The organism is Streptomyces sp. MNU76, from assembly GCF_020982545.1.
Classification (GTDB): Bacteria; Actinomycetota; Actinomycetes; order Streptomycetales; family Streptomycetaceae; genus Streptomyces.
Genome location: NZ_JAJKLK010000009.1, coordinates 229,688 through 242,654 on the forward strand (window position 1 = coordinate 229,688; position 12,967 = coordinate 242,654).

General features: G+C 68.3%; 14 protein-coding genes, 1 tRNA gene and 2 pseudogenes. 11 read left to right on the forward strand and 6 right to left on the reverse strand.

Going from position 1 to position 12,967, the window contains the following annotated elements:
- Nucleotides 1-368 precede the first annotated feature (368 nt).
- Nucleotides 369-1,238, forward strand: a pseudogene (locus tag E4N62_RS23420) (bifunctional DNA primase/polymerase); the annotation flags it as partial.
- Here the strand turns inward: E4N62_RS23420 and E4N62_RS49575 are convergent.
- The 6 genes from E4N62_RS49575 to E4N62_RS23450 form a co-directional block, all read right to left on the reverse strand.
- Nucleotides 1,124-2,344, reverse strand: a complete 1,221-nt coding sequence (locus E4N62_RS49575; protein WP_374117044.1) for a helix-turn-helix domain-containing protein — start codon at nucleotides 2,342-2,344, stop codon at nucleotides 1,124-1,126. The pseudogene E4N62_RS23420 and the gene E4N62_RS49575 sit on opposite strands and share 115 nt — an antisense overlap.
- Nucleotides 2,345-2,980: 636 nt before the next feature.
- On the reverse strand, nucleotides 2,981-3,385 hold the full coding sequence (locus tag E4N62_RS23430) for a hypothetical protein (RefSeq protein ID WP_230217375.1): 405 nt from the start codon (nucleotides 3,383-3,385) through the stop codon (nucleotides 2,981-2,983).
- A gap of 166 nt (nucleotides 3,386-3,551) precedes the next feature.
- A tRNA-Ser gene (locus tag E4N62_RS23435) sits at nucleotides 3,552-3,635 on the reverse strand.
- A gap of 155 nt (nucleotides 3,636-3,790) precedes the next feature.
- A complete protein-coding gene (locus E4N62_RS23440; RefSeq protein ID WP_230217377.1) occupies nucleotides 3,791-4,630 on the reverse strand; it encodes a hypothetical protein in 840 nt (279 codons plus the stop codon).
- Between the two features lie 41 nt (nucleotides 4,631-4,671).
- The gene (locus tag E4N62_RS23445; protein ID WP_230217379.1) at nucleotides 4,672-5,355 is read right to left on the reverse strand and encodes a YdcF family protein; all 684 of its coding nucleotides are present in this window, start codon (nucleotides 5,353-5,355) and stop codon (nucleotides 4,672-4,674) included.
- Nucleotides 5,352-6,152, reverse strand: coding sequence for a GntR family transcriptional regulator (locus E4N62_RS23450; RefSeq protein ID WP_230217381.1), 801 nt, complete (start codon nucleotides 6,150-6,152; stop codon nucleotides 5,352-5,354). The genes E4N62_RS23445 and E4N62_RS23450 overlap by 4 nt, the downstream gene beginning before the upstream one ends.
- A gap of 570 nt (nucleotides 6,153-6,722) precedes the next feature.
- Between E4N62_RS23450 and E4N62_RS23455 the strand changes: the two genes are divergently transcribed.
- The 10 genes and pseudogenes from E4N62_RS23455 to E4N62_RS23500 all read left to right on the forward strand — a co-directional run bounded on the left by E4N62_RS23455 (nucleotide 6,723) and on the right by E4N62_RS23500 (nucleotide 12,880).
- Complete coding sequence (locus E4N62_RS23455; RefSeq protein ID WP_230217383.1) at nucleotides 6,723-6,992, forward strand: DUF6284 family protein; 270 nt, start codon at nucleotides 6,723-6,725, stop codon at nucleotides 6,990-6,992.
- On the forward strand, nucleotides 6,989-7,441 hold the full coding sequence (locus E4N62_RS23460; protein WP_230217385.1) for a Pycsar system effector family protein: 453 nt from the start codon (nucleotides 6,989-6,991) through the stop codon (nucleotides 7,439-7,441). Before E4N62_RS23455 ends, E4N62_RS23460 begins: the two co-directional genes overlap by 4 nt.
- Nucleotides 7,438-7,761 (forward strand): hypothetical protein, encoded by a 324-nt coding sequence (locus E4N62_RS23465; protein ID WP_230217387.1) that lies wholly within the window; start codon nucleotides 7,438-7,440, stop codon nucleotides 7,759-7,761. Before E4N62_RS23460 ends, E4N62_RS23465 begins: the two co-directional genes overlap by 4 nt.
- On the forward strand, nucleotides 7,758-8,609 hold the full coding sequence (locus E4N62_RS23470; protein WP_230217389.1) for a protein spdB: 852 nt from the start codon (nucleotides 7,758-7,760) through the stop codon (nucleotides 8,607-8,609). Before E4N62_RS23465 ends, E4N62_RS23470 begins: the two co-directional genes overlap by 4 nt.
- Nucleotides 8,606-9,085 (forward strand): annotated as a pseudogene (locus tag E4N62_RS23475) (DNA cytosine methyltransferase); the annotation flags it as partial. The gene E4N62_RS23470 and the pseudogene E4N62_RS23475, both read left to right, overlap by 4 nt.
- Nucleotides 9,086-9,152: 67 nt before the next feature.
- Nucleotides 9,153-9,569: a hypothetical protein gene (locus E4N62_RS23480; RefSeq protein WP_230217533.1), complete on the forward strand. Its 417-nt coding sequence runs from the start codon at nucleotides 9,153-9,155 to the stop codon at nucleotides 9,567-9,569.
- Nucleotides 9,557-9,745: a hypothetical protein gene (locus tag E4N62_RS23485; protein WP_230217535.1), complete on the forward strand. Its 189-nt coding sequence runs from the start codon at nucleotides 9,557-9,559 to the stop codon at nucleotides 9,743-9,745. The genes E4N62_RS23480 and E4N62_RS23485 overlap by 13 nt, the downstream gene beginning before the upstream one ends.
- A 68-nt stretch (nucleotides 9,746-9,813) precedes the next feature.
- Nucleotides 9,814-10,131: a hypothetical protein gene (locus E4N62_RS23490; protein ID WP_230217392.1), complete on the forward strand. Its 318-nt coding sequence runs from the start codon at nucleotides 9,814-9,816 to the stop codon at nucleotides 10,129-10,131.
- A 112-nt stretch (nucleotides 10,132-10,243) separates the two neighbouring features.
- Nucleotides 10,244-12,364 (forward strand): FtsK/SpoIIIE domain-containing protein, encoded by a 2,121-nt coding sequence (locus E4N62_RS23495; RefSeq protein ID WP_230217394.1) that lies wholly within the window; start codon nucleotides 10,244-10,246, stop codon nucleotides 12,362-12,364.
- A gap of 204 nt (nucleotides 12,365-12,568) precedes the next feature.
- Nucleotides 12,569-12,880, forward strand: coding sequence for a hypothetical protein (locus E4N62_RS23500; protein ID WP_230217396.1), 312 nt, complete (start codon nucleotides 12,569-12,571; stop codon nucleotides 12,878-12,880).
- The last annotated feature ends 87 nt before the right edge of the window (nucleotides 12,881-12,967 follow it).

Genomic DNA, 12,967 nt, shown 5'->3' on the forward strand with positions numbered 1-12,967 from the left:
TACGGGTTGCGCCAGGGCAGTTGGCCGACCGCCTCGGTGCGGGTCTTCGGGACTTCGGGACTTCGGGACTTCGGGACTTCGGGACTTTCTTCGACGTCGCGAATCAAGAGTTGCCCACCGAATCCCCGGCGAACCACCCCGGAAGCTCCCATTCCCCCTGAAGCGTGATGACAAGTCGATAAACCCCCTTGAATCAAGGAACTCCCAGTTCAGACGGGATGGCGGCGAGAAGCGACCGCAAGATCAAGCGAGACAAGGGGTGAAGCGTTCGGGCACATTTCCGGCCAGCCCGCGAACAGGTCCGCGACGGCCGAAAGCACACCCCGAACTCTCTTCCCTTTATCGAACACTCGTACGAACATGGAGTTATGGCCACCACGGACCGGCAGGCCAGCACCCTGGCCCTGGCACACGCGCTCTCCGCCGCCGAACGCGGACTGGCGGTGATCCCCCTGTCCCGCACCAAGCTCCCGGCCCTACGCTCCCCACCGCCCCGCCGCTCCCGCCTCCACCACACCGGCCCCGCCCAGCCCCATGCCATGGGGAGTGCGGGCGCTTCGGTCACGGGGTGTACGACGCCTCCACCGACCCCCGACGCATCCGCGAACTCTTCGCCGCGGCCCCGTGGGCCACCGGCTACGGCATCGCCTGCGGTGTCGGCCCCCACCACCTGATCGGGGTCGACCTCGACACGAAGTCCGGTACGGACTCCTCGGCGGCCCTGCGTGAGCTGGCCCTGCGCCACCTCTTCACGATCCCCGAGACGGTGGTCGTGCTGACCCCCAGCGGCGGCCGCCACATCTGGCTCACCGGCCCGCCCGACGTGGCCGTCCCCAACTCGGCCGGCCGTCTCGCCCCCGGCATCGACATCCGCGGCGCCGGCGGCTACCTCGTCGGCCCCGGCTCCCGCACCGAACACGGCGCCTACGCCGCGGCCCCGGCACGTCCCACCTCCTCCCGGCCCCCTGCCCGCCCGCGCTGCTCCACCTCCTGCTGCCGCCCCGCGCACGGACTCCGCCCGGACGACGGGCGGCCAGGGCAACGGCCACGGCCTCGTCCACTTCGTCCTGACCGCGCAGGAGGGACAACGCAACACCCGCCTCTTCTGGGCGGCTTGCCGCGCCTACGAGAACGGCCTCGGCCCCGAACTCGCGGGCGCCCTGATCGAGGCGGCCGTCCGCACGGGCCTCACGGAACGCGAGGCGAGGTCGACGATCGCGTCGGCGGCGCGGATGTCGAGGGGCGGCCGGTGATCAGACCGGGGACGGGAGCGGACGGAAGCGGGGACGGGAGCGGGCGTTTCGGGGGACCGGTGGTTGGAAGAACTGAGGTGCTGAAGATGCCGTGGTCCGACGTGCTCCGTCGGGGCACGGCCCCGCGCGACGAACCGCCGCTCCGGAGGCACGCTTTGGACTTCTTGGACTCCGACAGGGAACACCGCCAGGAAATGCTCGCCGAGGTCCACCGGGAACGGGACCGCCTGCTCCCCCTCCGCGCGGAGGCGACGGAGGCCACGATCGAACTGATGCGCACGAGCACGGGCCAGGTCTCGGAACCCGATCTCGTGCCCTACCTGAACCTCATGTATCTCCTGACGGTCAAGCGAGCCTACGGCGACGACCAACTCCTGGCCTTCGCACTCTCCTTGGCGAACTGGGCGGTCGTCGCCGTCGACGAGGTGGCGAAGTACACGGGCCGCACGGCGGAACAGGTCATCGACCAGTACGAGACAGAAATCATCGCGGCCCGCGAATCGACCCCACCGGAAGAGCCCGGCCCCGACACCGACACGACCTGAGCCCCGCCCCGTCGGCCCACCCGGCCCGCAGCACTCCCCGGACCCACGTCCAGCAACCCCACCACACACCACAAAGGGGGGGTCTGTACGGTGAGCCGTGTAACTCCCGTTCCTACTGGGAGAGTTGATGCCTACCGTGATGGACAAGAACGAGTCTGAGCCCGGCGTCACCGCAGCCCGCGACTGACCACCACCAAACCGAGTTCCACGGAAGCCTTTACAGACCCGGGCCCGGATCGCACCATCCAGGACGGCACCGGGAAGTGCATCCGGCTCGGACTGCGGAGCGGTGTCAACTGCCGCTTCCACAGCGGCCAGGAGCTCCCGCACCTCACCCGAGGTCGGCTCATCGAGCCCCAGGGCCCGGGAAAGCCTGTCAAGGACATCGGAGCTGGGGACCATCCGCCCCGTCTCAACCTTGGACACGGTCGGCTGCCCCACACCGGCTCGCTGCGCCAGAACAGCACCCGTCAGACCGGCATCCGCCCGCAGAGCACGAAGACGCGCCCCAAGCGCATTCATCCGCTCCCGCCGCTCACTCCCCATACCAAGGGTTCTACACCACGAGGGCCCAGCATCCAGCAGGAGCCACGACCAAGATCAACTAGCTGCCAGTAGCCCGTGATTCAAACTTTCTCTACTGGTTCAAGTGCCCGCGCACGGCGCGGGCGCGCGCCGCCTCTGCGGCGCGGCCTGCCTCCTGTCTGCGCCCCGGCTGGCCGCGCCCGGCGGCGCACTACGTGCTGCGGGCTGACGAGGGAGAAACCCGCTGTGGCTGGGGCGGTCGGCTGGTGGCGTCGTCCCACGATCACAAGGGCTGCAGGGATATAGCCATGTGGCCTGATCGCACCCATCATGAGCAACATGCAGAGTGTCCAGGGGGGAGCAAGAACCGGCAAGACACGTGGATCGCTTGGTTGGGCCTCGATCTCCCTCTTCACGCAGGGGAGCCTTTGCGCAGGAATTTACGTTGCCGAGTTCATCGCGGACGGGGACCGCTGGGTCGCCATGCTCGAGTCCGCTTTTGGCCTGCTGTTCGCAAGCTGGATTGCCGGAGCCATGCTCCTTCACCGGACCAGGAAGGCAGAGAGACAGAACAGGTAGGGGTCACAGGCCTCCGGCGGCTGAGCAGTACAGCAGCGAAGTACATTGAGACTCCGCCACCTCACATCGATGTCGTGCTTAGGTCTCGCCAAGGGTCTTCCGGTGAGGCACCACGACAACTTGGTACTGATCTTCGTAGATGATCGTTCCAGGCTCCGACGACTCAGCTCGCTCGCAGCCAACACCGTGTGCTGCAAGGATCTCCAGGTACCCATCCACGCGCTTGATGAGGTCGGCAGATGACATCTTGAACCACGCGACAGCGCCGGGGTTGAGATGAGGGTCATAGACGGTCGGATCGGTGTCTGACGGGTTGATGTAGTTCGCGTCATACCAGTCGTTGTTGGTCCGCCGAAATCGCTCCTGCTCATCGGTCAGTCTGCCCTCACGAGCCAGACCGTTGACGAGGGCGAAGACCCCGGGGAAATGACCCCGCTCGCTTCGAGTGGTCCCCTGGAATCGCACGTACAACGCTTCCTGCAACAGAACGCCTCCGTCTCAGACAGTCACCGGTGCGTCGGATCATCCCATCGGCGTGCCCCTCGCGTGCCCGAACGAGCGGGAAACCGCGGGGAACAGCGGTCGCTCACGGACACCGGCAACGGCGACGGCCCCCGACTGACTTAGCTGGTCGGGGGCCGTTCATCTGCGGTGGGTGTGGGATTTGAACCCACGGTGACATCGCTGCCACGACGGTTTTCAAGACCGACCTACAGTCTGCGATCACACCACCTCTGACCAGCAGATTTCCTTATCGCACCTGCACTGTCCGCCTACGCTTGGCCAGAGGATGGCCAGAAGACACGTAGGCCGCCCGCCGCCGGGCTTTGCACTACCGTCGTACGGGTTGACGAACCGATGGCTCGGCTTGATGGCTTGGACGCGCTCTCAGGTGGAGGTGGAGTTGCAGTCTTGGCACGCGCGGGCGACGTCACCAGCAGAAAAGCCATCCGGCCAGAAGCGCTCAAGCCGCACGGAGTCTCCAGCGAAGAAGTTTGCTCGCCCCCTTCTGCGGGTGAACATGAATTGGTAGTCCAAGTTGAACCAGTCGAACCCTAGATGACTGAGCGTGCCCACAGGGTCGCCCTGCTGGTCATAGATGATCCGGTGATCCCCTAGCCACAGACTTCCGTCTCCGTCACCATGCGCATCCCTCATATGAACCCCCAACTCGTACTTCGCCATATTGACGTTCATTTCGAGGGTCAAACTTGGGAGATCTCGCAGCGACCCGTCCATATAGTGAATCAGTGATTGAGGGACGCGAACTCTGTCTTCGGCCAAGCGACAACAGATGCTTTTTGTGAAGTACTTCGCCAGAGCCCTTCGCTCATCCCTCCAGTTCTTTCCGTAAATCCGAGAGAACTGGAAGCCGCCTGTCTTCACGACAGACTCAGCATTCTGATGGAGGAAGCTTGCGAAGGCATCGTAAGCGAGGTCGAAGGGCTGGCTCCTGGCATTGTTGCAGTTGGCGCACAACACCTTGGCGAACTTGAGCTTGTCCGAGTTGGGTCCCTGAATCCGTTCCTCGTAGCTGCTGCCGCCACGGACGCGCACCACGGGGTCCGGCCAGGGGCCGGACCCGAACGAGCGCACCACGTCGGCCTTCTTGTGGCGATGCTCGCGAGAGTCGGCCGTGCTACCGCACCACCAGCAGAGTCCCTGATAGTCGTGCTGCAGAAGGGGATGCTGAGACTGCCCCACCCCGGATGGCTGAACTGTGCTCATACCTCATGGTCCCATAGGACATTCACTGTCCGCCACGCGAATTACGGCATTGCCACCCTCGTAGAGCCCTCGGAGGGATCAGCGGAAAGGCGGCTTGTGAAACCGTGCGCCACGAGTCGCTCAAAGGCGCGCATAACTTCACATGGAACGTCCTGTTCGATCATGAATCCCCGTGCAGGATAGATGATCAGGCGCTGCAACGACCCAACCATCATGTCAATCACGAGACGTGCGTCCTGGATAAAGTCCACATACTCATGGAGCGGCATGGGCGTGGATGCGCTAATTAGATCCACTTCGGGCCAAAGCTTCCGTGCCGTTGCATACGCCCGCCGCTCTTCGTACGGCTTGCTAATGAGGAGTACGGAGGAAACATCGATCCCGCGCTCTTCGAGAAGGGCGCGAGACAACGTGATGTTCTGTCCGGTGTTCCGGGCTAGAGGCTCGACAAGGATGGATTCCGTCGGAACGCCTAGCTCAAGCGCGCGACCCCGGTAATGTTCCGCCTCACCACGCGGCATGCGGTCCTGCGTCGTCCGGCTGGTTGCCCCCGTGAAGACGATCAGCGGCATCATGCCGCGCTTGAACAAGTCGACGGTCGTGTCGGCGACGCCCAGGTCGTGACTGCCCAGACCGATGCCGACCGAGCAAGGGTGCAGCTCGTGGTGCATGTGCTGGTAGTTCCACACCGTGTTGGCGTCTTCCCAGTCCTGTACGGAGATCACGCTGAGCCTTTCGTGCCCGTGTCACTGGCGGAGTCGGGCACCTTGAACTCGTATTCCCACGCGAAACGCGAGGCCGAGTGGACGCCGACGGCAAACTCGACGACCGTACCGTCCGCCGTGTAGGTAGTGCGGTGCAGTTCGACCACAGGCTCGCCGACCGGGAGCTGGAGAAGTCGCACCTCGTCCGCCGTCGGGACGCGGGCGAAAAGCGCCTCTTTCATGTGGTCGATCTCGTATCCGGCGTCATAGAGGACGCGATACCCCCCGCCCCGGCCGGCGGGGCCGGGCGTGGGATCGACGATACGGGTCCCCTCAACGTGCTCCGGGCGGTAGTAGCTGGTCAGAGTGTGAGTCGGCTGTGTCCCTTCCTTCACCAGCCGGGCCCGCGCGTACACCCGCGACCCAACCGGGACGCCGAGCCCTTCGGCTACAAGGGCAGTCGCTTCGACGCGGCTAACCGTCTGCGTCTGCTCATCCCGCTTGTACGCCCGCCCCGACGCCACACGGTCAGCGATGAACGCGACCTCATCGCCATCGCGCCACTTCGCCTTGTCGTAGCGGGCAATGCCGAGCCGCTTGAGAGGGGTACGAGCGCGCACGACTGTGCCGTGCCCGCGTGACGACGTCACGAGCCCTTCGGCCTCAAGAGCCTTGTACGCCTGATGAACAGTGGACTTCGAGCCTTCCCCGGCCTCAACCAGCTCCCTGATCTGGGGCAACTGATCGCCGGGTTCTCGCTCTCCGTTCTTGATCTCCTGCGCGATCCGATCCGCCAGTTCGCGCCACTTGGGTGCCACAGCCGAACTCCCTTCGATGCGTCCCAGTGAAACACAGTCCCAGGACTGTTGACAGTCCTGGGACTGTGCGCCATGGTCTTACCAGTGCCTCGCAGTCCTAGGACAGCGAGCACGGGAGGGCCTTCTTTGGGCTGCTCCAACGCAGAGGGCGGGGACGCTGCAATCCCGCTAAAGGCCAGGTGGAACAGGGTTTCGGCCTGTACTGGCGAGGTGGCCCGGTGACCGCGAGCAACGGCCGGAGTGTGGGGACGTGCTCCCCCTTGCAGTGCGGTTCCTTGTTCCTTCGATCTTCGGGAGTTCCGATGCGTCAACGACAGCTTTGGGCGTCGCCGTGATGGACCAGCCGACGGCGCCTGTGCGGTAACTCGGTCCGCTTCTCTTCCAGCCTTCGCGGCGGCTCTGGCCGCGTCGGTTGCCTCCCCCGGCCGTCCGGTCCCGCGCTCGGTGCGGAAGCCGTACGGGCGGGGCGCGGGGAGCCGGATATTCCGACCCCAACGGCAAGCGCCCCCGGTGCTCGAACACCGGGGGCGCGGTTCGGGCCGTTGCCACCTTGCAGGGAGAACACGACCCATGGAATCCATCGTGACTGTTCAGGACGCTGTTACCGCGTTCGCCGACTTCATGGAGCCGACGGCGGCTGAGTTGGACGCGATCGAGCGGGAGATGCCCGTCATCCTGGCGGACGTCGACCTGTTGGACGCGCAAATCGTCACCCTCGACCGCACGCCGACCGAGCTGGACATCCGCCGTATCCGCCGGGCCCGCCGCCGGGCGCTGGCCGCCCGCGTCGCGCTGCTCAACCGCGCGGCCGGCGCGAGCCTTCCCGGCGGTGCCGCGTGAGTGCCGCCGAACGGAACCTGACCGCCGCGCACGCCGAGGTGAAGGCGGAGATCGCGCGGACCGACACCAAGACCGGGCTTCTGCTGGCTTTCATCGGCGCGGTGCTGGCCGGTGCGTGGACGGTGGCCAAGGACGCCCCGCTGAACCTGCCCGCGTACATCGTGGGCGGGGGCGGCATGGTGGTGCTGGTCGCGGCGGCGGGTCTGCTGCTGCGGTCGGTGCGCCCCAACATCAAGGGACGCCATGGCTTCCCGCTGTGGGCGACGCTGACCGCCGAGGAGATCACGGCCACCCTCGCCGAGGACACCCTCAGTGCGGACATCGCGGGTCTGTCCCGGCTGGCGGTCGCCAAGTTCACCGGTCTGCGCCGCGCGGTCGACCTGACCTGCGCGGGCGGCACGCTGCTCGTCCTCGCCGTCGTGGTCGCTGTGGTGGGGGGTGCGGCATGAACGGGATGCTCACGCTGGACGGCATGGCCGCGCCGTTGCGGGTGCTGCGGCTGCTGGCGGTCGACTTTGGTCACCTGCCCGCGCCGAGCCTGGACCTGTCCAACGTCTACCCGGAGCGGCTGACGCTGCGCTTCCACGACGGGCTGCACGCGTTCGAGACGTGGCGCGAGGCCCTGGCCATACCGGCCGAGGACGTGACGCACCGGGTACAGGGGCAAGGCACGACGCGCGTGCTGGAGGCGTCGGCCGTGTACGCGGGCGCCGAGGTCCACCTGTACGGCTACAGCGACGGCCCCACTCCCCTCGGGGGTGCGGCATGAGGGGAAAGACCGTTCTTCCCGCCGTCGCGATGACGGCGGTGTCCATGGTCCTGACCCTGGCCGTGGTGCTGATGTGGCTGGGCACGGCGATGCCGTGGCCGGTCGCGCTGGTCGTCGGTCTGGGGATCGACGGCGGATGGCTGGCCACCCTCGCCTACGAGCGCAGGTTGGCCGCGCAGGGCGACCACAACCGCACGGTGACCGCCGTCGGCTGGTCGTTCGGTCTGGTCGCCACCGGTGTTCTCGTCGCGCACGCGCTCACCGCCGAGACTTCCGTCGGCGCGTGGCTGGCCGTGGCCTGGCTGCCGGTCGCGGCCAAAGCCTTGTGGCTGGTTCACGGGCTGTGGGAGCGCACTGCGCTCACCCCTTCCGCGCTCGGTGCGATCCGGGGAATCCAGCAAGAGGCCCGCGACGAAGCGGCCGTTGCCCGCGCCCGGCTGCGGGCGGAAGCGGCCACCGAGGAGACCCGGCTGACGGCCGTGACGCAGGCCGGTGCCCGCGTCGCACGCGTCCAGGCCAAGACCGCCGCCACCCTCGCCGGGGCGTGGTCGACGCTGGAAGCGGCGCGGGACGGCGAGGACACCGGCAGGGCGCTGACCAGCGTGACGACCCGCGTCACACCCGGCGTCACGCCCCGGTGGGAACTGCCCGTGTGGGGCCCCACCGAACCCCTCGCGCTGGAGTCGGCACCCGCGCTCACCGACGCTCAGCTCGACGCGCTGGTCGACGAGGTCCGCCACAGCCAGACGCCCGCGCTGTCCTACCGGGAGATGTCCGCCCGGTTCCGCGCGGCCGGTCACTCCGCATCCGAGGTCCGGCTTCGGGCCGCCTGGAAGAGGGTCGCGTGACGGGGGCGCTGCGGATCGGCTCGCTGTGCACCGGTTACGGCGGGCTGGACATGGCCGTGCAGTCCGTGTTCGGCGGTGAGCTGGCGTGGGTCGCGGACGTCGACCCGGGCGCGAGCCGCATCCTGGCCCACCGGCACCCCGGGGTGCCCAACCTCGGGGACATCACGGCTGTCGACTGGCGCGGCGTCGGGCCGGTCGATGTGGTCTGCGGCGGGTATCCGTGCCAGCCGTTCAGCTCCGCCGGCAAACGGAAGGGAACCGCCGATGCCCGGCACATCTGGCCCCACATCGCCCGTGCCCTTGGCGTTCTACGACCCCGCTACGCGGTCTTTGAGAACGTCGCAGGGCACCTTTCTCTCGGATTCGACGCCGTCCTCGCTGACCTTGCCGCCCTCGGGTTCGATGCGCGGTGGTGCACTCTTCGCGCATCTGACGTGGGCGCGGCTCACCAGCGAAACCGGCTCTTCGTCCTCGCCTGGCCTGCCGACTCCGGCAGCGAGGGACTGGCGGGGAGGCGGACAGAGGGGGCAGCTTCCCACCGCCGTGGCCTCGCTGCTGCCGACCCCGTCGACCTCGGAGAACACCGGTCCCGGGCACGCGGCACAGGGCGGCATGAACCTGCGGCACGTCGTCTCCCTGCTGCCCACCCCGCTGGTCGGGGACTCCAAGGGCGCCCGTCAGGCGACGGCGCCCAACCCCCGCAGCAGCTCACCGACGCTGACGGACCTGACGTTCAGCGGGGCACTGCTGCCGACCCCGCGCGCGTCGGAGAACGAGAACCGGCAGACGAAGCGCACCCCGTCGCAGGAAGCCGGGACGCACGGCAAGTGCCTGGCTGCGGAAGTGGCGAGCCTGCCGGACCCGGCGCCGACTTCGGCGAGTACGGCCCGGCCATCGCGCGCTGGGAAAGGGTCCTCGGGCGCCCCGCTCCCCGGCCAACTGACGCTGTGGGACGGCTGAACCCGCCCTTCGTCGAATGGCTCATGGGCCTGGAACCCGGCCACGTCACCGACGTCCCCGGCCTGTCCCGCTCCGCACAGCTCAAAGCACTGGGCAACGGCGTGGTCCCCCAACAGGCCGTGGCCGCACTCCACTTCCTCACACGCGCCGCCCTGCCCTCCCGCGTTGCCGCCTGAGCTGCGGCAACGGATGCAGGAACCCACGCAAGCTCGCCCGTCCATCACACCCCAAGGAGAAACCTCTGATGGGTAACGCCGACATCCGCCGCCTCGACCGCGAGATCGGGCGGACCACGAAGAAGCTGGAAGCGGTCCGCCGGGGCGAGTGGTGGCCGCTGACCAGCCGCGAACGACTGTCGATGACCCGCGCCATGGCTGGCGGCGCGCGCAGCGTCCACAAGGGCCGCAGCACGGCCGGTGCCGAGGACCGCATGGACTCCATCGGCTCCGCCGCCGAGACGCGGCTGAACGCCGAGCTGGCCGCACTGCACGGCGAGCGTCAGCGCCTGATCACCGAGGCCGCCCGCGCCAAGGCCGCCAAGAAGTCCTCCGGCTGGTTCTGACCAGCCCCAACCCGCGCACGCCGGGGTGGCCGCCCCCGCCACGGACACGGCCACCCCGGCCTCTCTCCCTCAACTCCCGCCCCGTATCGGGGCAGTCAGGAGCAGTTCCAGCATGTCTGAGAACGTCGTTCACCTCCACAAGCCCACCGACACCCCGACCCTCGACGGCACAGCGCCGACCGTGCTCACCGTGGTCCCCGACGTCCCGCCGGCGCGGCCGATGCCTCTGTGGGTGCGCTCCGGCCGCGCGGTGAAATCGGCCGTCACGCACGAGCGGACCGGTGCCACGGTGCGGGCGGTGGCCCGGCACGGCGCCTATACGTTCAATGGCGGGCGGATCGTGGCCCGCCGCACCTGGGACGGCAAGACCGGCGCCCGGTACGAGCGGATGATCCGTGCGGCGGAAGCCGCGGGGAACCTGGAAGCGGCGGAGGAGTGGGAGGAGCGCCTGCAGCGCTTCCGCGCCGCCCGCCACCATCGCCGCATGGACCTGCTGCACTCCCCCATGGAAGCGGCCAAGGGCGTGGCCGTCGGTGCCGGGATGAGCATCGGTGTCCTGGTCGCGCTCGGGGTCGTGATGGCCGTCAACAACGGCGACATCGCGGACGTGATCACCCCGTTGTCGGCGACCATCGACTTCATCGCCCTGCTCATCCGGATCGTCCAGGTCGTGTGGGGCCCGGCGCTCACCATCGGACCGTTCCTCGCCCTGCTCGCCCTGTGGGCCGTCGGCAGCAAGCAGCAGGCCGCACCCGCATGGGCGCTGCCCGCGAATGTCCGGACGGGCGAAGGTGAGCCGATCACCCCGTCCATCGTGGTCAAGGCGCTGCGCGACCTCGGGGTTCCCGCGCTGCGCAACGCCATCAAGGAGATGGGGGATGCCGGGGCGTCCATGCTCGGTCCGATCCGGATCGCCGGATGCGGCATCGAGGTCGACGTCACGCTTCCGTCCGGGGTGTCGACGATCGAGGTACAGAACCGGCGGCGCAAGCTAGCGGAGAACCTGACCCGGCACGAGCACGAAGTGTTCATCACGATCCCGCAGGCCGCGCGCACGGTGCGGCTGTGGGTGGCCGACTCGGGTGCGCTGGACGAGCCGATCGGCCCGTCCCCGCTGGTCACCGACGAGACGATGACCGCCGACTACGCCAAGGGCCGCGCCCCGTGGGGTCAGGACCTGCGCGGCGACGCTGCGAGCCTGAGCCTGTACCAGCGCCACCTCCTGATCACCGGTCTGTCCAACCAGGGCAAGACCGTGGCCCTGCGCTCCCTCGCTCTGTGGGTCGCGCTGGACAAGTCGGTGCAGTTCCTCATGGGTGACCTCAAGGGCGTGGGTGACTGGGCCATGTTCGATGGTCTGGCCACCACCTTGATCCAGGGCCCGACGGATGAGCACGTGATCCAGGTGACGGAGATGGTGGAGGGCGCGGTGGAGGAGATGAACCGCCGTATCCAGGCGCCGCCCGGCACGGTGTTCCCGCCGCTGATCGTGCTGGTGGACGAGGCGCAGGTGGCGTTCATGTGCCCGGCCGTGGACGAGGACAAGCGGCCCTACGGCGGTTCCAAGGCCAAGTCCCGGTACTTCATGGCCGTCCGCAAGATCCACAACCAGGGCCGTGCGGTGAACGTGCTGATGTGGCAGGGCACCCAGGACCCCACCGACCAGAACCTCCCCAAGCTGGTCCGCGAGGGCGCCCACACCCGCGCATCCCTCGCGCTCGGCACCGAGTCGCAGGCCCGCATGGCTCTCGGAGACAAGGCCGTCGACGGCGGCGCGGCTCCGAACATGCTGCGTCCGGGCCTGGACCGGGGAACGCTGGTCGTCGCCTCCGACGGCATCGCCATTCCGGCCGGACAGGCGTCGATCACGGTGCGCACGCACTACATCGACGACGACGCGGCCGAAGCCCTCACCGACCGGGCCAAGGCACTCCGGGACGGCGTCACCACCCTGCACGTGATCGAGCGGGGCGAGGACCGTGACCCGCTCGCCGACATCGCCGGCGTGGTCGGCGACGCTGCGCGGGTGCGCACGCAGGACGTCCTCAAGCGGCTCGCGCTGCTGAACGAGGACGCCTACGGCAAGTGGTCGTTCATCGATCTGAAGCGCGTCCTGGACGGCACCGGCGCGGAGCCGTACAAGTCCGACGGCGTCATGGTCATCGGCCGCGACCGCCTCACCCGCGCCCTCGCCAACCACGACGAGACGGGTTCCGCTTCCACCGCCGAATGACAGGGGGCGCACCCCGTCCGGGTCAGGGAGGCAGGGAGAACTCCCTGAACCCCTCCCTGACCCGCCTCCCTGCACCTGACCTGCGCGAATGATCAGTCAGGGAGGCAGGGAGGGCCGCAGGTCAGCACCCCTGAAACCCCCTCCACACGCCTCCCGCAAGGGGGTGGTTCCGCCTCCCTGAACGACTCGGAGAAGGGATTCCGCATGTCGCACCGTGACCCGCCGGGGATCATCGCCCCGCACATACCCGCCGACGACTGGCGCCGCGCCGAAGCCACCGGGGCCCCGCTCGTCATCGTCGTCCAGGCCACCGACAGCACCAGCATCCCGTGGCGCCGCGTCCTGATCGCGTTCGGCGTCGCCGGGGCCGCAGCGGTCGGCACGTGGGGCCTGGTCGTCGCGCTGTGCACGCTGCTCGACGCCACCGCCGACGCTGTCACCGCCATCGCCACCGCCGCAGGACCCATCGGCGTCGGCGGCATCACCTTCCGCCTCGCCCGCTCCAAGGGCGCCTAGCTACGCCAAGGGCGGCCCCCGTCTCGCCAAAGCCGGGGCCGCCCTTGTCCAACCCGTCCTCAACAGACCTGTTGGAGGTCTCCCAGC